This window comes from Mariniphaga sp., assembly GCF_041687215.1.
In the GTDB taxonomy this organism is placed as follows: Bacteria; Bacteroidota; Bacteroidia; order Bacteroidales; family Prolixibacteraceae; genus Mariniphaga.
In genome coordinates, this window is sequence record NZ_JAWLCI010000011.1 from 62149 (window position 1) to 81154 (window position 19006).

The 19006-nt window shown below is 40.0% G+C and carries 17 protein-coding genes; 11 read left to right on the forward strand and 6 right to left on the reverse strand.

Translation table 11 applies throughout. From position 1 onward, the window contains the following. Positions 1-28: 28 nt before the first annotated feature. On the forward strand, positions 29-1315 hold the full coding sequence (locus tag ACESMA_RS06470; protein WP_372947963.1) for a DUF5103 domain-containing protein: 1287 nt from the start codon (positions 29-31) through the stop codon (positions 1313-1315). A 360-nt stretch (positions 1316-1675) separates the two neighbouring features. Next, positions 1676-2677, forward strand: coding sequence for an FAD:protein FMN transferase (locus ACESMA_RS06475; RefSeq protein WP_372947964.1), 1002 nt, complete (start codon positions 1676-1678; stop codon positions 2675-2677). 24 nt (positions 2678-2701) lie between these two features. Here the strand turns inward: ACESMA_RS06475 and ACESMA_RS06480 are convergent, their stop codons facing one another. Next, on the reverse strand, positions 2702-2941 hold the full coding sequence (locus ACESMA_RS06480) for a hypothetical protein (RefSeq protein ID WP_372947965.1): 240 nt from the start codon (positions 2939-2941) through the stop codon (positions 2702-2704). A 163-nt stretch (positions 2942-3104) separates the two neighbouring features. Here ACESMA_RS06480 and ACESMA_RS06485 point away from each other — a divergent pair, with 163 nt between their 5' ends. The 3 genes from ACESMA_RS06485 (at position 3105) to ACESMA_RS06495 (ending at position 5285) form a co-directional block, all read left to right on the forward strand. After that, positions 3105-3467 carry a hypothetical protein gene (locus ACESMA_RS06485; RefSeq protein WP_372947966.1) on the forward strand — a complete coding sequence of 121 codons (363 nt, stop codon included), beginning with the start codon at positions 3105-3107 and terminating at the stop codon, positions 3465-3467. Beyond that, positions 3467-3739, forward strand: coding sequence for an acylphosphatase (locus ACESMA_RS06490; protein ID WP_372947967.1), 273 nt, complete (start codon positions 3467-3469; stop codon positions 3737-3739). The genes ACESMA_RS06485 and ACESMA_RS06490 overlap by 1 nt, the downstream gene beginning before the upstream one ends. Positions 3740-3851: 112 nt before the next feature. Next, the gene (locus ACESMA_RS06495) at positions 3852-5285 is read left to right on the forward strand and encodes a pyridoxal-dependent decarboxylase (RefSeq protein ID WP_372947968.1); all 1434 of its coding nucleotides are present in this window, start codon (positions 3852-3854) and stop codon (positions 5283-5285) included. Between the two features lie 25 nt (positions 5286-5310). Here ACESMA_RS06495 and ACESMA_RS06500 read toward each other — a convergent pair whose 3' ends face one another. Together ACESMA_RS06500 and ACESMA_RS06505 are read right to left on the reverse strand one after the other, a co-directional pair. Beyond that, the gene (locus ACESMA_RS06500) at positions 5311-7818 is read right to left on the reverse strand and encodes a GumC family protein (protein ID WP_372947969.1); all 2508 of its coding nucleotides are present in this window, start codon (positions 7816-7818) and stop codon (positions 5311-5313) included. Then, positions 7815-8618: a polysaccharide biosynthesis/export family protein gene (locus tag ACESMA_RS06505; protein WP_372947970.1), complete on the reverse strand. Its 804-nt coding sequence runs from the start codon at positions 8616-8618 to the stop codon at positions 7815-7817. Before ACESMA_RS06505 ends, ACESMA_RS06500 begins: the two co-directional genes overlap by 4 nt. A 160-nt stretch (positions 8619-8778) precedes the next feature. Between ACESMA_RS06505 and ACESMA_RS06510 the strand changes: the two genes are divergently transcribed. The 5 genes from ACESMA_RS06510 (at position 8779) to ACESMA_RS06530 (ending at position 15350) form a co-directional block, all read left to right on the forward strand. Then, positions 8779-9342 carry a hypothetical protein gene (locus ACESMA_RS06510; RefSeq protein ID WP_372947971.1) on the forward strand — a complete coding sequence of 188 codons (564 nt, stop codon included), beginning with the start codon at positions 8779-8781 and terminating at the stop codon, positions 9340-9342. Positions 9343-9377: 35 nt separating this feature from the next. Further along, entirely contained in the window at positions 9378-12656 is a 3279-nt protein-coding gene (locus ACESMA_RS06515; RefSeq protein ID WP_372947972.1) for a UvrD-helicase domain-containing protein, read from the forward strand. 256 nt (positions 12657-12912) lie between these two features. Then, positions 12913-13356, forward strand: a complete 444-nt coding sequence (locus ACESMA_RS06520) for a DUF4293 domain-containing protein (protein WP_372947973.1) — start codon at positions 12913-12915, stop codon at positions 13354-13356. Between the two features lie 6 nt (positions 13357-13362). Next, entirely contained in the window at positions 13363-14082 is a 720-nt protein-coding gene (locus ACESMA_RS06525; RefSeq protein WP_372947974.1) for an NDP-sugar synthase, read from the forward strand. Positions 14083-14093: 11 nt separating this feature from the next. After that, positions 14094-15350 carry a mandelate racemase/muconate lactonizing enzyme family protein gene (locus ACESMA_RS06530; protein ID WP_372947975.1) on the forward strand — a complete coding sequence of 419 codons (1257 nt, stop codon included), beginning with the start codon at positions 14094-14096 and terminating at the stop codon, positions 15348-15350. Between the two features lie 5 nt (positions 15351-15355). Here the strand turns inward: ACESMA_RS06530 and ACESMA_RS06535 are convergent, their stop codons facing one another. From ACESMA_RS06535 to ACESMA_RS06545, 3 genes are read right to left on the reverse strand one after another with little or no spacing between them, the layout of a single operon-like run. After that, positions 15356-15769, reverse strand: coding sequence for a threonyl-tRNA synthetase editing domain-containing protein (locus ACESMA_RS06535; protein WP_372947976.1), 414 nt, complete (start codon positions 15767-15769; stop codon positions 15356-15358). After that, entirely contained in the window at positions 15766-16239 is a 474-nt protein-coding gene (locus ACESMA_RS06540) for a heme-binding domain-containing protein (RefSeq protein ID WP_372947977.1), read from the reverse strand. The genes ACESMA_RS06535 and ACESMA_RS06540 overlap by 4 nt, the downstream gene beginning before the upstream one ends. Positions 16240-16261: 22 nt before the next feature. Next, the gene (locus ACESMA_RS06545) at positions 16262-16654 is read right to left on the reverse strand and encodes a heme-binding domain-containing protein (protein ID WP_372947978.1); all 393 of its coding nucleotides are present in this window, start codon (positions 16652-16654) and stop codon (positions 16262-16264) included. A gap of 163 nt (positions 16655-16817) precedes the next feature. On the opposite strand from ACESMA_RS06545, the gene ACESMA_RS06550 reads away from it, so the two are divergent. Then, positions 16818-18998, forward strand: a complete 2181-nt coding sequence (locus tag ACESMA_RS06550; RefSeq protein ID WP_372947979.1) for a T9SS type A sorting domain-containing protein — start codon at positions 16818-16820, stop codon at positions 18996-18998. The last annotated feature ends 8 nt before the right edge of the window (positions 18999-19006 follow it).

Below are 19006 nucleotides of genomic sequence, written 5' to 3' on the forward strand. Positions count from 1 at the left end.
TTTTTTTAAAGCATTTAATGTTGAAATAATGAATAAAAAATTGATTGCCGGATTATTATTGATTGTCGGATTTTTTGGTTTCACACGAGCCCAGGAAGGAAATTTTTATTACGAAAATGCTGTTTATAAAGAAGAGATAAAAACCGTGCAAATGTACCGCGATGGATTTCTACTATCGAACCCTATCTGGGAGATGGGAGAAGAAACCCGGTTGGTTTTTAAATTCGATGATATTTCCGGTGAGGTTCAGGATTATTATTATACCATTATTCATTGCGATGCCGACTGGAATGAAAGTTTTATTCCGCAAAGTGATTACATTGATGGATTTACCGATAACCCCCTGGATGATTTTGCTCGTTCCTTTAATACCACTTTTAATTACGTGAATTACAGATTATACCTGCCGAATGAAAATTTCCGGTTTAAACTTTCGGGAAATTACGCTTTGGTTGTTTACGAAAATGGAAACAAAGAAAATATTGTACTAAGCAAACGGTTTTATGTGGTTGAACCCATGGTGGATGTTGAAGGAACTGTTCGACGCGCCACACTTGATGCATTTAAAGGCGAAAACCATGAGGTGGATTTTACCATTTTTCACGAAAATTTACGCATTGAAAATCCGCAACAGGAAATTAAAGTGGTGGTTATGCAAAACAATCGGTGGGATAATGCCATTCGGAATTTAAAACCACTGTTTATTCGCGACAGGGCACTGATTTACGATTACAACCGCGAAAACGTTTTTGTGGCCGGAAACGAATTCCGTTATTTTGACAACCGCTCGAACCGTGTAAACGGAGAAAATGTTTTGGCTACAGATTTTCACCGGCCCTATTTTCATAAAACATTGATGCCCGATGAAGTGAGAGCAAACAAAAGGTTTTTTGAATACGAAGAGATGAACGGGAATTTTGTGATTGAAAGCCAGGATCAGGAAGTTGAAGATTTCGACACGGAATGCGATTATACTTTTGTGCATTTTTCACTTCCGTTAGAATCAATTTTACTGGGTGGAACTGTAAATGTTTTTGGCGCCCTGAACAACTGGAACGCCAATAAAACAAACGAAATGACCTGGAATTTCGATACCAGCGCCTATGAACTTACATTACTCCTGAAACAGGGATACTACAATTACATGTATGTTTACGTTCCACAGGGATCGGCTGTTGCCGACCACAAAAACCTGGAAGGCAGTTTTTGGCAAACCGAAAACGATTACCAGATTTTTGTTTATTACCGCGAAATGGCCAGCCGGTACGACAGGTTGGTGGGGTACACGCAGTTAAATTCCACGGCAAACCGGTGAAACTTTTAAGCTTCCCGTTTTATAATTCATTAATTGTTCAGGGTGATAAAAGTTGTAATCTTTTGTAAAATTCCAAAAGAAATATAAAGAAACAGTGAACATAAGCCTGTTGAGTGAGCAACAAATTTCTTATTGTGATTGCCTCTGAAAGGGCGGATTTTTACACCGTTGCTTTAGCCCGGTGACTTGCTTTCGTCATTTTTCGTGGCTTTAGCATTTAATCCTTTTAATGGCTAAAGCCTTTCGTTTTTTGATGACTTTGTTCACCGGGCTAAAGCGCCGGTGCAAAAAATGAACCATTTCCCGGAGAGAGGAAAGGGTTCTTTTTTTAATTTCGCCCTGAATTTTAAATCCATCGCCATGAAATTTCGGTTTGTTATTCTTTTACTTGCAGTTGGTTTCCTGCTTTCCTGCCAAAATGCACCCTCAAAATACATTTATAATGAAGGGTACATTTATGGCACCAATTACCACATAGTTTACGAAAGCCCCAATGGAAAAGATATTCATGAAAAAATAAAAAAGGAACTGAACCGGTATAATTCCATTTTTTCCACGTTCGATTCCACTTCGGTCATTTCAAAAGTGAATAATAACCAGCCGGTTGAACCAGGCGATGTATTTTTAACCTGCTACAAGCGATCTATGGAAATTGCTGAAATTACTAACGGAGCATTCGATATTACTGCCGGCCCCATGGTAAATGCTTGGGGATTTGGACCGGAAGACCGAAGGAAGATGACGCAGGAAATTGTTGACAGTATGAAAAATATTACCGGCTACCAAAAAATTGAACTCAGGGATGGCCGGATTGTGAAGGAAAATCCAAACATGAAACTCGATATGAGCGCTATTGCAAAAGGCTATACGTGCGATTTAATTGGAAATTTTCTGGCTGAAAAAGGGTGTGAAAATTATATGGTGGAAATTGGTGGTGAGGTGGTGGCCAAAGGGAAAAACGAAAAGGGAAGGGTTTGGACTATCGGCATCAGCAAACCAGACGAAATGGCTTTTTTTGCCTCAACCGATTTGCAGGCCAAAGTTAGGCTACCTGAAAACGCACTGGCAACTTCAGGTAATTACCGTAATTTTTATGTAGAAGACGGAAAAAAGTACGCCCACACCATCGATCCAAAAACCGGTTATCCGGTTCAGCACAGTTTGCTAAGTGCCACTGTTTTAGCTGAAAATTGTATGGATGCCGATGCTTTTGCAACAGCTTTTATGGTTTTAGGGCTGGAAAAATCGATTGAAATTGCCGGTCAGTTTCAGAATTTGAAAGTTTATTTTATTTATGCCGATGGGGAAGGGGAGAACCAGATTTATCTCTCAGAAAACTTTAAAGAACATTTGGTGCAATAAAAAAACCGGAGTTAATTCCGGCTTTTATTTGCTCATATTTGCGATTTTCACATTTTTAAAATCAACCTGCCTGTTTACTTTTGCCCGTTCAATTTTATCCTGGGTTTGGGCGCAGGCAATTCCCTGGCGTTTCAAATGTTTGTTTCCGCCAACATGGGTGTTGGGAAATTTTCCACCTTTTTTGAACAATATTTGTGTGGCAAGACCTAACATAGCTATTGAAACCAGGGCGACTGCCAGTAAAATAATTTTAATCACTTCCATTTTTTCCTCCTTTTTCTGCGTGCAAAATTACATCTTTATTTAAAACATCTCTAAAAAAATAACCTGTTTGCCCCGAAATTGTTGTGATTGGTCTAAAATATTCATATAAGTCTTTTCAATCCTGTTGATTTTTGTAATTTTAATTCAATTTTAAATTAATCGAATGATGGAAAAACATATTAATGTTGTAGCTGCTTTGCATATTGGGTTAAGCATTTTAGGTATTCTGATTGGAGTTTTCGTATATGCGGTGCTCTATTTTGTGGGCGATTTGTCCAACGATCAGGAGGCTCAGTTCGTGCTATCCATAATTGCCAGAGTGCTGGTTATTTTTATGATTGTTCTGAGTATTCCGGGAATTATAGCCGGAATAGGTTTATTTAAACGAAAAGAATGGGCGCGAATTCTAACACTGATTATTTCAGTGCTCGATCTGATTAATTTTCCCATTGGAACGGCAGTAGGAGTTTATTCCATTTGGGCATTGGTGCAACCCGAGGTGGTGGAGCAATTTAAACAGCTTTGATGGTTCAGTACGAAATTAAAATTACCGGTCGCGTGCAGGGTGTTGGCTTTCGTTACTTTGTTCAAAAAAGAGCAAATGATTTCAATATCAAAGGCTGGGTGAAAAATACCCGTGATGGGAGTGTGGTGGTTATGGCACAAGGTGATTTTAACGATATGGAAACTTTCATGGATCATCTGCGGTTAGGACCTTCAATGGCCCGGGTTCTTAAAGTTGAAAAAAGCCAAATGCCGGAATTGGAAGATTTTAGTGATTTTAGCATACGTTATTAAACAAGGGGTTGCAACCCCTTGTTTAATTCAAACAATTTGTCGCTGTGTAAATGAGTTCAACCCGAAAAATTGCCTCCAATAAAAAGGTATATTTGCATGAAAATAATCTGAAATGAAAAACTACCATCTGTCTCCTTCCCAATTCAGAGAAGAAGGAAAAAAAATTATCGACTGGATAGCCGATTACTACGAACACATTGAAAAATATCCTGTGCTGTCGCAGGTAAAACCGGGAGAAATTAAGAATAAACTTCCCGAAAATCCACCGCAGAAAGGCGAGTCATTTGACGCCATGATGCGCGATTTGGACGAAATAATTATGCCGGGAATTACGCATTGGCAATCGCCAAATTTTTACGCGTATTTCCCATCCAATACTTCGTTCCCTTCCATTCTGGGCGATTTGGTTTCTTCCGGACTTGGCGTTCAGGGAATGATTTGGGCAACCAGCCCCGCAGCTACCGAGCTGGAAACCCGTGTACTCGACTGGCTGGCAGAAATGATGGACATGCCCGAAAAGTTTAAATCAAATTCCACTGGCGGCGGAGTAATTCAGGACACAGCTTCAACCTCGGCCTTAACGGCAGTGATTGCCGCCCGCGAACGTGCTACAAAATTTGAATCGAATAAAACCGGCGTAAGGCAAAAGCTGGTGGCCTACGTTTCATCTCAAACCCATTCTTCGCTTGAAAAAGCCATAAAAATGGCCGGAATTGGCAGCGAGAACCTGCGCGTGATTGATGTGGATGAACAATTTGCCATGCAACCTGAATTGCTTGAAAAACAAATTCAAAAAGACAGAACAGAAGGATTTCAGCCGTTTTTTGTATGTGCAACCATCGGAACAACATCATCGAATGCCATCGACCCGGTTCGCCAAATTGGCGAAATCTGCCAAAAAGAAAACTGCTGGATGCACGTGGATGCCGCTATGGCTGGAACAGCCATGCTTTGCCCTGAGTTCAGGCATTTTAAAGATGGGGTGGAACTGGCCGACAGTTACTGTTTCAACCCCCACAAATGGATGTTTACCAATTTTGACTGTGACGTGTTTTGGGTGGCTAACCGGAATGAGTTGATACATACATTTTCAATTTTGCCTGAATACCTGAAAAACAAAGCTACCGAATCGGGTGCGGTTTTTGATTACCGCGACTGGCATGTACAACTGGGCAGGCGGTTTCGGTCTTTGAAACTTTGGTTTGTAATTCGCCACTATGGTATTGAGGGATTACAATTTCATATTAGAAAACATGTGGAAATGGCCCAAAATTTTGCCGGTTGGGTGAAAGAATCCAATGATTTTGAATTGGTTTTAGACCCGCCACTAAACCTGGTTTGCTTCAGGCATAAATCAAATGATGAATTTAATATGAAACTTATGAATGCGGTAAATGAAACCGGGAAAGCATTTTTTACACACACCAAACTGAATGGGCAGGTTGTTTTGCGAATGAGCATCGGGCAAACCCACACGGAAGAAAAGCATGTAAAAGATACCTGGGACCTGATTCAAAATTCTGCTATAAGTTTGGAAAAAGCATAAAAATTTCCGCCTAAACCGGAGGAAACTAAACATCTTCCGGTTTAAGCACTTTTCTGTTACTTTTTTGATCTTCCTTTTTTTGGCCATAACCATATCCGTAGCCATAACCATACCCGTATCCATAGCCATATCCGTAACCACCGCTAAAGCTGTAATTCTGTTTGCCCAGTTTAATGTTATTTACAATTATTCCAACCCCTTTCAACTGATGTTTTGTTACTTCTTCAAGCGCTGTTTTTAAGGCCATTTTATGTGTGTATTTATGGCGGACCACAAACAGATTCGTGTCAATAATGTCGTGGAGATGGAATAGGTCAGCTACATAACCAACAGGTGCCGAGTCAATTACTATAACATCGTATTTCTCTTTAAGCTCTCCCAGTAATTCAAGCATTTTATCATCCGTCAGCATTTCGGCCGGATTGGGAGGGATGGGCCCGGCAGGAATCAGTTTAAGCCAGGGGTGTTTGGTTTTGAAAGTAATTTCCTCAACGTTCGCCTTTCCAATAATATAGTTAACCACACCCAAATCGGAATCCAGGTTAAATTCTTCCTTCAGTTTAGAATTGCGCAGGTCGAGGTCTAACAAAACCGTTTTTTTACGCATTAATGCAAAAGATGAAGCGATATTTATTGCATTATATGATTTTCCTTCTTTTGGAAAAGTGGAAGTAACCGCAATAACCGGATTTGGTTTTCCTTTGGTAATCAGGTTTAATTTGGTGCGGATAGCGCGATAGGGTTCACTTGCCGGTGAATTGGGTTTATCAAGTACAAGTGTGCGGCTATTGCCTTCTCCTTGATTTTGAAATACATGACCAACAATGGGGAAGTTAGTAATAGATTCAATATCATCCTGAGAATTAATTTTAGTATTGAAAAAGTCGGCAAGCATAATTCCACCGGCCGGCAAAGCCAGTCCCAGCAATAAACCAATGGCATAAATCATCATGGTTTTTGGTTCAACCGGTCCGGTTCCCAACATCTGCGGTTCTTCAATCATCTGGCTATCCGGAATGTTGGATGCCTTGGCAATTTGAGCTTCTGAAAGTTTCTGAAGCAGAAAAGTGTATGTTTCGTTGTTTAATTTGTACTTACGTTCAATGTTCACATAATTTCTTTCCGTGGCAGGAAGTCGCCTGACTTGTGCTTCAAAACTGCGAATACGCGTGTTTAGATTTCCCAAAGCCATATCCGACTGTGAAATGATGTTGTTCACGTTTTCGCGCAACGAGTTCTTTACACTTTCAATTTGCGCATTTAATCTTAATATGGTAGGATGTTGTGAATTTTGCCTGATAGAAGTCTGGCTCGATTTTTCAGTAATTAATTCATTTAACTGCAGAATCAGGCTATTCAAAAGTGGATCCTGGATTCCCATTGCAGAAGGCGCAATTACTGTTTCCAATTCCAGATTTGCATTGGGTGCAATATATTCTCTCAGGTAATGGTAATATTTGTTTTGGGTTTCCAATGCCACTCGTTCCTGATCCAACTCGCGCATTTGCTCAAGTAACTGTTGCGACTGCATGGAAATATCGAGCACCTGGTTTTCACTTTGGAAAGTTTCCATCCGGCTTTCTGAAACACTCAGCGAATCTGAAATTGTTTCCAACTGCGTAGTAATAAACTGAATGGTACGGTTGGCATTTTCATTCTTTTTCTCCAGGTTATCCAGTTGATATACTTCTGTTAGTTTGTTGAGAAAAGTAACTCCTTTTTTTACATTAAAATCTCTGAGTTTCAGGTCCAATATCGAAGTTTCTTTATCATTCAGGGTAACTTCCAGGTTACTTTTGTATTTTTTTATGAGTGAACTTTTTGAATGAAACCTGAATTTAAAATTATTCGGAGCATCAGAATTGAATTGTTCGTTCAGTAAAATGGTGAATGAGCATTCGTCTGAAGTAAATTTGGAACCGGCATCTACTTCGCGTGAAAACGAAAAATCAGGAATTCTGCGAATGACTTCATCTTCCGTGTAATTGTAAACTACAGCTTCTTCTTCGTCCATGCTGATTTGAAGTTTTCCGGTAGGCAAAATAATCAGTTCAAAATCTCCTTCAATAATTTGAGGCTGATTTTTATCCCAAATCACCTGAAACGGAACTTCCTTATAGCGTTCTGTAACAGAAACCCGGCCAACAGCATAATAACTAACTTCAAAATCCAATTCATCTAAAGTCCTTGCAACAATAGGCGTTGAATTCAAAATAACCATTTGGTTATAAATATTCTGCATGCTATTCATGCCACCCAGTCCCTGGAAAATATTCTGCTGGGGCCCTCCCATTGCTCCGGACAAAGGCGAAGATGCCTTTCCTTCCTCAACAAGCATAGAGGCATTAATTTCGTAAACCGGAGTTTTGTAACGGTTATACAAAAAAGCAAAACCAACTGTAATTATTACCGCCAGCACAAACCAGTACCAGTTGCGTAAAAACTTAAAAACAATTTTTTTCAGGTCAATGCTGTCATCTTCCTGTGACTGAAGAATGTTTCTGTTGTTCGTATTTATTTCTGTCTGAGTCATTGTCGGAAAAGATTTAAAACCAATAATCCGATTGAAATTATTGATGCAGTGATGCTTAATGGTGCTGAATAAGGCAGGTTTTTAGCCCCGTAAACTTTGGTGCTGTGTTCTACATAAACAATATCGTGCGGCAAAACATAGTAATAGGGCGAATAAATTATATTCGGATCGATAAGGTTTAACTCTGCCACATGTTTTCCATCAGGTAGTTCGCGAATTAATTTTACTGTTTGCCTGTTCCCATAATCTGTAATATCTCCGGCAGTTCCCAAGGCTTCAAAAATAGTTAGCTGGTTTTTTACCATCAGTTTTTGTCCGGGTTGTTTTACTTCGCCTAAAACAGTAATATTCCGGTTTACCAGTTTTACAAATACCGAGGCGCTTTCAAGGTAATTATCAACCTTTTCCTGAACAATATCTCTTACTTCTGAAACGGTTTTGTCTTCAACCGGAATATTGCCCAATTGCGGGTAAGAAATATAGCCTTCCTCATCAACGAGGTAAGTTATCAGTTCAAGGCTGTTGGCCGAACTTCCCATGCCCCCCATTGAAACCTGAGTATTGGTAAGGTTCAGAAATGCAGCATTTAAAGGGTCATCGCTAATCACCTGAATAAATAACTGATCGTTCGACCGAATTCTGTATTCTTCCGGGATTGGCCCGTTTGAATAGGTAGTTCCCGGTTCAATACCGTTAAGGTATATTAATTCATTTAAAGGTGTGCTACACGAGGTTACAATGACCAATAGTAAAAAAAGCAAACCAATTCTGGTTTTGCCAAAAGATTTAATGGTTAACATGCCATGTTTTTTTTAATTGGCGGCAAATGTAGTAATTTTTTAAGTAGTATTTTTATGATTTTTACTGAAAATCCTATATCAAATCATTTATATCAAACTTTTATATCCCTGAATTCTTCCGAAACTAAACTTTTTTCTTTTCTAATTATTTATAAATTTGATGAAAATTAATACAGGAGGACAAAGAATTGTGAAGAAATTGCTTTTAATACTGTTTACTTTTTATTTTATTTTTTCAAATGCACAGAAACCTTTAATGCCGGTAATTGCTGAAAATGATTCAGCTTCAGTTGCCGCAGAACGCCAGTTGATGTATTATCAGCTTCTTTCAGGAACGCTTCCATTAGGAGAATTTATGGAGCCAGTGCAGTTGCCAGGGTTTAATTTTCAGGGCGAAATGGCAAAAAGGTGGAGTTACAATGTTCAGGATAATCCAATGAATATTTGGTCTTTTGAAGATTTTTCGTCCGGATTGCCTGTTGCCGGATTTTCCCCATTTTTACGAGACGAAACTGTTTTAAGCGGGGCATCATACCAGGTAAATGATCGTTTTACATTGGGTGGCTACAGTTTTGGCGCCAATTCGGTATTTTCTGCTCCTTTCCCAAACCAGGGAATGAACAATTTTGATGTCAGGGGTTCTACCATGTTTCTTAAATACAACGTTTCAAAAAATTTTAAAATTGAAACCCGGATTAACCTAACGCAAGGGCCCGGTTATTAGCCTGATTATTTAAACTTAAAACTCAGAACTATTTCATGTTAACAGTCTATAAAGCATCTGCAGGTTCGGGGAAAACCTTTCAACTGGTGGCAGAATATTTATTACTCTTGATTAAAAACCAGGCGAGTTACCGAAATATTCTGGCGGTTACATTTACCAACAAAGCCACCAACGAAATGAAAAGCCGGATACTGGAACAACTCCATCAACTGGCAGATAACAGGGATTCAGCCTACCTGGAACTCCTTAAAAAGGCTACAACATTTTCGGAAACAGAAATCAGAAAACGGGCAAAACTGGTTTTGAAAAATATATTACACGATTACAACCGGTTTTCAGTAAACACCATAGATTCATTCACCCAGCGGGTTATAAAAGCATTTAACCGCGAAATGGGCATTTCACCTCATTTTATACTTGAGCTCGATAACCAGATGATTCTGGAGGAGGCGGTTGATCGGCTTTTGGCTAAAGTGGACAAGGATAAACAATTACGCAGATGGTTGGTGAAATTCAGCCAGGAAAAAATAAGGGAAAACAAAAGTCAGCGAATAGAAGAAGACATAAAAAGTTTGGGCGGCGAATTGTTTAAGGAAAAGTTTCAGGTGTTTTTCCCTGAAAATGAACAGGATGAAAATCCTTACACCCGCGATAATCTGGAAGGATTCAGGAAAGAACTTGAAAAAATTATTGCCTGGTATGAGCATACATTAAAAAAGAAAGCCGGCGAATGTATGGAGTCTATGCAAAAGGCCGGATTTTCGGTGGATGATTTTTCCTATAAAATGGCTGGTATTGCAGGATATTTGAAAAAAATGTCGGAAGGTGAGTTGAAAGAACCGGGCGTTAGAGTTCTGGCTGCGGCAGATTCAACAGAAAAATGGTTTTCAAAATCGCATCAACACAAAGCTGCTCTGGAAAAACTGGTGGAAGATAATCTTCAACCTTTGCTGCGGGATATTCTGGATTTTTACACCAGTAACGAAAGCCGTTACCAATCGTCGCTTGAAGTGCGCAAACAACTTCGGATGCTTGGAATTCTCACCGATTTGAAGGAGGAAGTGAAGTTGCTTTTGCAGGAAAAAGGTTTGCTGCAAATTTCAGACTCGAACCTTTTGCTGAGCAAAATTATTGGCGACAGCGATTCTCCTTTTATTTATGAAAAAATTGGAACCCGCTTTAATTATTACATGCTCGATGAGTTTCAGGATACTTCTTCTTTGCAGTGGACTAATTTTAAACCGCTGATTGCCAATGCGCTGGCCGAAGGTCATCCGGCCCTTTTGGTAGGCGATGTAAAGCAGTCGATTTACCGCTGGCGCAACAGCGACTGGAACATTCTGGCATCGCAAATAAATGCCGATTTTCCGCAATATCCGCCCAGGGAAATTCCGCTCAAAAAAAACTGGCGCAGTCAGCTTAATATTATTGATTTTAATAATGCGGCCATTGGAGCGCTGAAACAAACGTTTGAAGATTTTTTATTTGAGGATTTTGAAGATGAAAGTTTCAAAGAGAAGTTTAGTTCCATTTACCGGCAATTCAAACAGGAACCGGGCAATGCACTGACTGAAAGAAAAGGCCTGGCTGAAATAAATTTTATTCAGGATAAAGATTTTGAAGCGGAAACTTTACAACTGCTGGTAGAGCAGGTTAAACAGCTTCAGGATAAAGGATTAAATGCTTCCGATATTGCCATTTTAATCCGCAAAAACAGCGAAGGTCCCAAAATTGTGGAAGCTTTTTTAGAGGCTGCCAAAAAAGATGAAAATGCAAGCTATAACCTGTCAGTACTTTCCAATGAATCGCTTTTCCTTTATATTTCCCGTGGCGTAAATCTGGTTTTGCTTGTTGTTGAATTACTGATTGATTCTGAGGCTAAAATTCAGAAAGTGGCCATCCTTCAGCTTTGGCTTTCGTGGTTGAAACCTGCTTGGAAAAATATGGGAAATGTTTTTTCAGAAGAATCTCAACTGATTTTGGATTTTGAAAAGGTTAGCCAAAAATCTCAACCAGGCTGGGCAATTGATGAAAATTTTGAAGCGGTTTTCGAAGCTGAGCTCGGTGAAAAAATGAAGGTGCTCAGGCAAAAAGTTTTGCTTTCTTCCCTTGATGAAACGGTTTCAGAAATTTGTGCCTTGTTTGGTTTGTTTAAAATGGAATCGGAACTTCCTTATTTGCAAACGCTTATTGACCAGGCAGCCGATCTGAAAATTTCCCTGTCAAACGATTTATCCAACTTTCTTTTCTGGTGGAAAGAAAAGGGATACAAAACTTCGGTAAATGTGAATGAGGAAGTGGATTCGGTGCGATTGATTACCGTGCATAAAGCCAAAGGATTGGAGTATGAAGCTGTTTTGCTTCCGTTTTTCAACTGGGATGTTTCTTGGATTGGAAACCAGGCGCCGATGTTGTGGTGCCGGCCCGAAACCGAACCGTTTAACCGGTTTCCGTTGCTGCCGGTGAAAGCCGGCCAGAATCTGGCAAAAACCATTTTCCGCCAGGATTATTTCGAAGAAAAACTGAGCAGTTACATCGATACCATGAATTTGGTTTACGTTGCTTTTACCCGCGCCAAATCAGTTTTGTTTGTTCATTGCAGGAAAAAGGAGGAATCAGAGAATTCCAAAAAAGCAGATTTACCCGGAAAAACAGTGAATACAATGCTGGAATATGCATTAAATCAAATGAGTGCTGAAAAGCAATTTGCCGGTTGCCGGAACCCGGAAGGAACTGAATTTCGATTTGGAGAACTTCCTGTTTTTAGTTCGAAGAAAAAGGCTGGTCAACCGGGGTGGATTAAAACCTATCAGTTTTACGATTTCAGCAACCGCATCCGGTTGAGGCTAAACAGCGAAGATTTCTTTTCAGCAGAAGAACAAAAACATTCGGTAAAAAACACCGGAAAACTGGTGCATGAAATTTTGGCGGAAATAACAATGGCAGACGATGTGGAACCAGCCTGCACCAAAGCCTTTAAAGAAGGCCGGATAAATGAAACAGAACGGAAAACCATTCTGAAAAAACTGGAAGCCAGCCTTCAAAATCCGGTTATCAGCCGGTGGTTCGATGGCAGTTTTAAGGTATTGAACGAACGGAATTTACTGGCTCCGGGAAAACTTTTGCGACCCGACCGGATTATGGTTTCGGGAAATCAGGCCATTGTGGTAGATTATAAATGGGGCGAAAAAAATCCTGAAAAGTACCACAGACAGTTGGAGCGATACACAGAAACATTAAAAAAATGCGGTTTCGAAAAGGTGGAGGGATTTCTTTGGTACATCAGTCAGGATGAAGTGGAGCAGGTGTTGTAGCTCGAAGGGTGTACGTCAAACTCTGTGTTTTAAAATCACTGAACAAACAATCAATTTTTTACACCGGTGCTTCAGCCCGGTGTTTAAACTTTTCGGAGTCTTTTGCGGCTTTAGCATTTAATCCCTTTAATGGACGCGGTGTAAAAGATACAATTTTCCAAAAGATCATTATAATATGGAATTTGTCGCACACAGTGCAGTTCCTCAAGGGTTCACTCCATTAAAATATTTTATACTTTTGCAGAAAATTTATAATATGATCCAGCGAATTCAAACCATTTACATATTTTTTGCCGCCGTGCTTGTGGCATTGTTGTTAAAACTCGATTTTGCAGAACTGGCAGTTGAAGGCCAGTTGTACGTCTTTAATGCCAACGGAATCATCAGCGACGGCCAAATATTATTCGACGGGCTGCCGGTAATGGGGTTTATCGGATTAATTACCCTGCTGCACCTGGTCATTATTTTTCTGTATAAAAAACGTATCCGTCAAATCCGGTTTCTTTCATTTACAATTCTCCTGCTACTGGGACTTGTGGGTGTGATGTTCTATTTTTTATATGCTGCATTCGATGGCGCTGAAATTGTGTTTAAAATTCCGATAGTTTTTCCGGTACTGGCAGTTATACTCGATTACCTGGCCATCCGCGGCATTGGGAAAGACGAAGCGTTGATAAGAAGTCTGAACCGGATTCGGTAGTTGATTATGAAAGCAATGGTTTTTGCCGCAGGTTTGGGAACCCGTCTTCAGGAAGAAACAGGCAACAAACCCAAAGCACTGGTGGAAATTGGCGGAAAACCTTTGCTGCAACATGCCATTGAGAAATTGAAAAAAGAAGGCTTCTCGGAAATTGTGGTTAATGTCCATCATTTTTCTGATTTGGTTATCGAATTTATTAACAGTCATGATTTCGGCATTCCTGTTTTTATTTCTGATGAAACCGACAAACTGCTTGATACGGGAGGTGGTTTAAAAAAGGCTGCTCCATTTTTTCAAGGCTACGAACCGGTTTTGATTTACAACGTGGATGTGATTAGCAACCTGAAACTCCAAAATTTAATTGAATACCATAATAAAGCAGGAGCGCTGGCCACGCTGGTTGTAAGGGACAGGAAAACACAACGCTACTTTAAATTCGACAGCGAAAAAAGACTGGTGGGGTGGATAAATAAAAAATCAGGCGAAAAAAAGATTGCAATCCCTGAAAACTTTGAACAATCTGCCGCGATGGCATTCAGCGGAATTCACGTTGTGAGTCCTGATATTTTCGATTTGATGCCCTCTGAAGAAAAATTTTCAATTACAGATTTTTATTTGGATCTGGCCAAAAATCACCTTTTAAAAGGCTACTTCGATGAGTCGGAAATTTGGATGGATGTTGGAAAGCCAGAGGAATTGGCAGAAGTGCGTAAACTTTTTCAGTAAATTTTTAACCTATGAATAATTCACGTCGCAGTTTTTTCAAAAAGGCAGCCCTTGCATCTGCCGGAAGTGCTTTTTTGGGAGAAACAGTTCAGGCAGTTACTGATTCAGAGATTGAAAGGTATGCCGAATTGGACGAGGTGCTTTCCAAACCGGTACTTAAAAAATCTTTATTCTCTGAACCGGTAATAATTGAATCGCTTGAATTGTTGCGTTTTGAAGACAATTTCCTGTGCAGAGTGCGTTCCAAAGATGGTGCCGTAGGAATTTCCGTTGGCAACAACATGCAAATGGTTTCGCTTTACCCCATTTTTACCCGGAGGCTGCAACCTTTTTTCCCGGGAAAAGACGCCAGAAACCTGGAGCAATTACTCGATGAAGTGTATGTTTATCAAAGCAATTACAAACTGCAAAACCTGGCGCTTTGGGTACCGCTGGCCACCATTGAATTCGCCATTCTGGATATGCTTGGGAAAATTGCCGGCAAACCAATGGGAGAACTGATTGGCGAAATTCATCACACGGAAATTGCAGTTTACCAGGCCAATAATTTCAGGGGAAAATCGGCCGAAGAATCTATTGCAGGAATTAAAAAACAGGTAGAAGAAACACAGGCAAAAGCGTTGAAATTTAAAGTGGGCGGAAGAATGAGCGCACCGGAGATTCCACTTGGCCGTTCAGAAAAACTGATTCCGCTGGTACGCAAAACTTTTGGCGACGATATGACCATTTATGCCGATTCAAACGGATCTTATGATGTGAAGGAAGCCATCCGGATTGGAAAGATTATGGAAGAATATAAGATTGATTTTTACGAAGAACCTGTTCCTTTCGATTGGTATGAGGAAACAAAAATGGTTACCGATGCGGTAAATGTTCCTGTTGCCGGCGGAGAACAGGAACCCAGTTTGCATAATTTCCGGTGGCTTATTGGAAACGATGCACTGCAAATTGTTCAGCCCGATATTTTTTATTTCGGGGGAATGATTCGCTCGATGAAAGTGGCACGAATGGCTGCCGTAAAAAATATGGAATGTACGCCGCATATTTCTGGCTCAGGACTTGGGTATTTGTACATGATGCATTTTGTTTCGGCAGTCCCCAATGCCGGGCCATACCACGAGTTTAAAGGGTTTAACAACGAAATTCCGCTAACCTGCTCTACTTCTGATTTGGTTAGTCATGGGGGAGTGGTAAAAGTACCATCCGGACCGGGGATGGGCGTTGAATTAGATGCTGGTTTTGTTCGCAAACACAAGGTAGTAATTTGAATTTTTCAGAGCGAAGCCCAAATTCTTGCCAGCGAATGCCCCGGCGCTTTTAAATTCAAATCGAGGAAATAGCCGAAAGGTGTTTGGGCTGTTTCATATCCACCGTTTTGCAACCGTTTTTCTGCTTCGTCAAAAATTTTCCTGGTAAACTCAACCGATGCTTTCGAATCGGATAAATGAGCGAATGAATGCAGAATGATTTTCTGGCAATCGTTTTTGCGGGCAGTCCATTTCAGGTGGTTTACCAGCTTTTTTTCGCGGCTTTTTGCATCATATTCCTCGTCGGTTTCTTCTACCTGAATAAATGCCAGCATTGAATCTGAAAAAGTGGCTCCTTCAGTTACATCCTCTGCACTTTCCAGATTTTTTTGTGCAGGAATGTAACTGAATTCATCCACATACATTACAAGAACTTTCATTCATTTATCATTTTAATGAGCAGCTCTTCACTAAGTTTTTCTGCCCATGCATAAAACTGCTCTTTTTGTTCTTCGGTTAGTTTGGCTTTCGGATGCATTAAAACATAGGGTTTTAATGGCATTTCGTTCGATTTTATTTCATCAGCCATTTTATCTAATGCACCTATTTGATCCAGTGGCTCCCAATTTCCCCATTCCGAAAGGTTCAGTTCAGCTTTGCCATCAGTAATATGTTGGTTTATCATCCACGAAACCGGGGCAATCTGGTGATACCACAAATAGGTAGTTTGATTGGAATGGCAGTCGAGGCAGGCATTTTTTAACACCGTTTTCATTTCATCATCAACCACACCCTGCTCAAGCAGATGAGCTTTGGTTATTTCTCCCCGGTTTTTTTCGGGTTGGAAAAACTGAATAACTACGAATATGGCTATTAGAAGTATAATAAATATCCGGAAAAACTTTTTCATTTCTCAAAAGTCAATGGTTTAGTTAATTTCCAAGCAGCGCATCTATTTCTTTTTTAGACCAGTTCGTTAAAATCTTTGCCTGTTCTTCCGTCAGTTTTTTCTCAGGGAATTTTTCCAAAAATTTTTTAGGCGGCATTTCACCTTTTTCCACTACCTCGGCAATTTCTTTCAGTGTAGTAATTTTTTTCACTTTTCCCAATTGGTCTATCGATTTAAAATCGAGGGCTTCCCGCGCTTTTTCATTTTGTGAATCAGCGTTATGGCACTGAAAACACGATTGGTCGATGATGGATTTTACTTGTTCAGGCAGTTCTTTTTCACTTACTATCGGAGAATTTTTGTAAGCGGTGTTCAGAATAAATGCACCAAAAATTACGGTGGCAAAAACAAAAGCAGGCAACATAATCTTTTTCATAGTTTTCTCAATTTTAGATGAATAATTTTCGTTTAATATACGTCAATAATTACAGAAACACAAGATATGGAGTAAAAGTTGAACAGCAAGTTGTTAAAGAATGGAATATTATTCCTGTATAAAAATTTGGTTTTAATATTAACTTTGGCGAAAAGTGAAAAATATGCGTTGGTTCATTTTTACAATATTTTTACTGATTGTTATAACGAATCCGGTTTCGGGCCAGATTTCGCAGGGAGGCCTGCCCCTGGAAGTATCTGTTTTAAAAAGCCATGGAATTCAGGTGGTTGCTATGCCAATGGTCAATAATAAAATGCTTCAGCAAAAAGTATTAATGGCCGGAGAAAAGGATTTGAAATTAAAACCATTTCAATTTGCTCACGGTTTCGAAGTAAACATTTCGCCGCAAACGCATGGAAACTGGACTTACAATTTGAATGGATTTGATATCTGGCAGGTAAAAATAGTATCATCAGGCGCTTTTTCATTAAATCTTATTTTCGAAAAGTATAATTTACCACCAGGCGCCCGGTTATTTCTTTATAATGAAAGTGAAAATCAATATCGCGGGGCATATACGTCATACAATAATAAACCGACGGGAAAATTTGCTGTTTCGCCTGTTGCCGGAGATGAATTAATCGTTCAGTACGAAGTTCCCTCGGGGCACAATGGAAATAATGATATTGTTATTTCGCAGGTGAACCACGATTTTGTGGGAATTTTAAAATTCAGCGACCGCCGCCCAATGGGAATAACAGCAGGCTCATGCAATATTGATATTAATTGTTATGCTGGTGATGAATGGAATGATATAAAAGACGCTGTTTGCAGGATTATTGTAAATGGCAGGGAAATTTGTACCGGTACCCTGATTAACAATACCAAAGAAGACCAGCGCCCTTACATCATTTCGGCAGCCCACTGTTACGATTTGCTGAAATATGCAGAAACTTCGGTTTACACGTTTAATTACGAAAGTCCTTATTGCGCCCCGCTCGACGGCGATCCTTCCAACTCGGTTTCAGGTGCTGTTATGAAAGCTTCTTCCGACAGTTTAGATTTTTCGCTGGTTGAATTAAGTTTGGTTCCTCCGCCGGAATTCAGGCCTTATTATGCCGGTTGGGACAAAAGAAGCAATCTGCCCGATTCATCTACCAGTATTCATCACCCACAAGGCGATATAAAAAAAATTGCTTACGACAGTGATTCTCCGGTGTATTCCAATTTTGCCTCTGATTATACACCCAACGGATTCTTAAAAGTTTTACGTTGGGATGGCGGCGTTACCGAGGCCGGCTCATCGGGAGGACCTTTATTCAATCCGCAGAAAAAAATGGTTGGAACACTTACAGGTGGTTCTGCAACCTGTAATAATCCGGTAAACGACTATTATTCACGATTTGATTTGGCCTGGGAATTCAGCGCTGATACTACCCGGCAATTGAAATACTGGCTCGATCCGGAGGGAAAGAATCCAAATAGTTTGGATGGGAAAAGATTTTATGCAGATGAAAACCTTTGCGCTGCTTTTACCAATCTCGAAGATTTTGATGACCACCAAAATGTAATTTTAACCAGCGGCGGTACTTTTTCCGGATACTGGGGTGGTACAAACAGTTTGGGTATTACAGGTTTTGCCGAACGATTTACACTGTCAGGTTCAGAGAATCTTTCGGGCGTTTCACTGGGAATTGGAAAAATTGATCTTTCAACCCAGGGTGCTGATAGTGAAATAAAGGTTAATGTATATAATGGTTCCAATTCACCTGATATATTAATTCATTCCGAAACAGTTCAAATTAAAACCCTGGTGGCCGATGCCATGAATTTTATTGGTTTCACCGAAACGATAGTGCCTGCTGATACATTTTTTGTGGGTTTTGAGCTCAGCAATATGCAACCGCAGGATACTTTTGTAGTTTATCAGTCGCTGCGTGAGGCTGAAAAATTGAATTTTTTCTGGTTTAAACAGAGTGGTTTGTGGTACGATTTTAAATCTGAAAACACAGCCAATAATTCTATGGCCAATGTTTTTGAACTGGTGGCCTGCAACGTTTCAGGACTGGTTACTGATACTCCCCTGGTGTCAAATCCAATGGATATCCTGATTTACCCAAATCCAGCCCCTTCCATTTTTAACTTTGAAGCAGGACAGGATTTTACTCCTGACGATATTAGCGTTTTTAACCTTATTGGGCAGCAGGTTCAGGCAAAGATGCTTGTTGTTAATTCCAAAAAAAATAAAATTGACTTGTCGGGAAACATTCCGGGTGTTTACTTTGTACGGCTAAAAACGGCAAATGGAATGGTTTCGGGTAAAGTGTCGTACATGCCCTGGTAAAAAGAAAA

Excerpts from the sequence above, each read along its gene's own strand:
- ACESMA_RS06545 (WP_372947978.1), bottom strand. The coding sequence starts at position 16,654 with ATGAAAAAGATTATGTTGCCTGCTTTTGTTTTTGCCACCGTAATTTTT.
- ACESMA_RS06485 (WP_372947966.1), top strand. The coding sequence starts at position 3,105 with ATGATGGAAAAACATATTAATGTTGTAGCTGCTTTGCATATTGGGTTA.
- ACESMA_RS06500 (WP_372947969.1), bottom strand. The coding sequence starts at position 7,818 with ATGACTCAGACAGAAATAAATACGAACAACAGAAACATTCTTCAGTCA.
- ACESMA_RS06515 (WP_372947972.1), top strand. The coding sequence starts at position 9,378 with ATGTTAACAGTCTATAAAGCATCTGCAGGTTCGGGGAAAACCTTTCAA.
- ACESMA_RS06535 (WP_372947976.1), bottom strand. The coding sequence starts at position 15,769 with ATGAAAGTTCTTGTAATGTATGTGGATGAATTCAGTTACATTCCTGCA.
- ACESMA_RS06490 (WP_372947967.1), top strand. The coding sequence starts at position 3,467 with ATGGTTCAGTACGAAATTAAAATTACCGGTCGCGTGCAGGGTGTTGGC.
- ACESMA_RS06525 (WP_372947974.1), top strand. The coding sequence starts at position 13,363 with ATGAAAGCAATGGTTTTTGCCGCAGGTTTGGGAACCCGTCTTCAGGAA.
- ACESMA_RS06495 (WP_372947968.1), top strand. The coding sequence starts at position 3,852 with ATGAAAAACTACCATCTGTCTCCTTCCCAATTCAGAGAAGAAGGAAAA.
- ACESMA_RS06475 (WP_372947964.1), top strand. The coding sequence starts at position 1,676 with ATGAAATTTCGGTTTGTTATTCTTTTACTTGCAGTTGGTTTCCTGCTT.
- ACESMA_RS06505 (WP_372947970.1), bottom strand. The coding sequence starts at position 8,618 with ATGTTAACCATTAAATCTTTTGGCAAAACCAGAATTGGTTTGCTTTTT.
- ACESMA_RS06530 (WP_372947975.1), top strand. The coding sequence starts at position 14,094 with ATGAATAATTCACGTCGCAGTTTTTTCAAAAAGGCAGCCCTTGCATCT.
- ACESMA_RS06470 (WP_372947963.1), top strand. The coding sequence starts at position 29 with ATGAATAAAAAATTGATTGCCGGATTATTATTGATTGTCGGATTTTTT.
- ACESMA_RS06550 (WP_372947979.1), top strand. The coding sequence starts at position 16,818 with ATGCGTTGGTTCATTTTTACAATATTTTTACTGATTGTTATAACGAAT.
- ACESMA_RS06520 (WP_372947973.1), top strand. The coding sequence starts at position 12,913 with ATGATCCAGCGAATTCAAACCATTTACATATTTTTTGCCGCCGTGCTT.
- ACESMA_RS06510 (WP_372947971.1), top strand. The coding sequence starts at position 8,779 with ATGAAAATTAATACAGGAGGACAAAGAATTGTGAAGAAATTGCTTTTA.
- ACESMA_RS06480 (WP_372947965.1), bottom strand. The coding sequence starts at position 2,941 with ATGGAAGTGATTAAAATTATTTTACTGGCAGTCGCCCTGGTTTCAATA.
- ACESMA_RS06540 (WP_372947977.1), bottom strand. The coding sequence starts at position 16,239 with ATGAAAAAGTTTTTCCGGATATTTATTATACTTCTAATAGCCATATTC.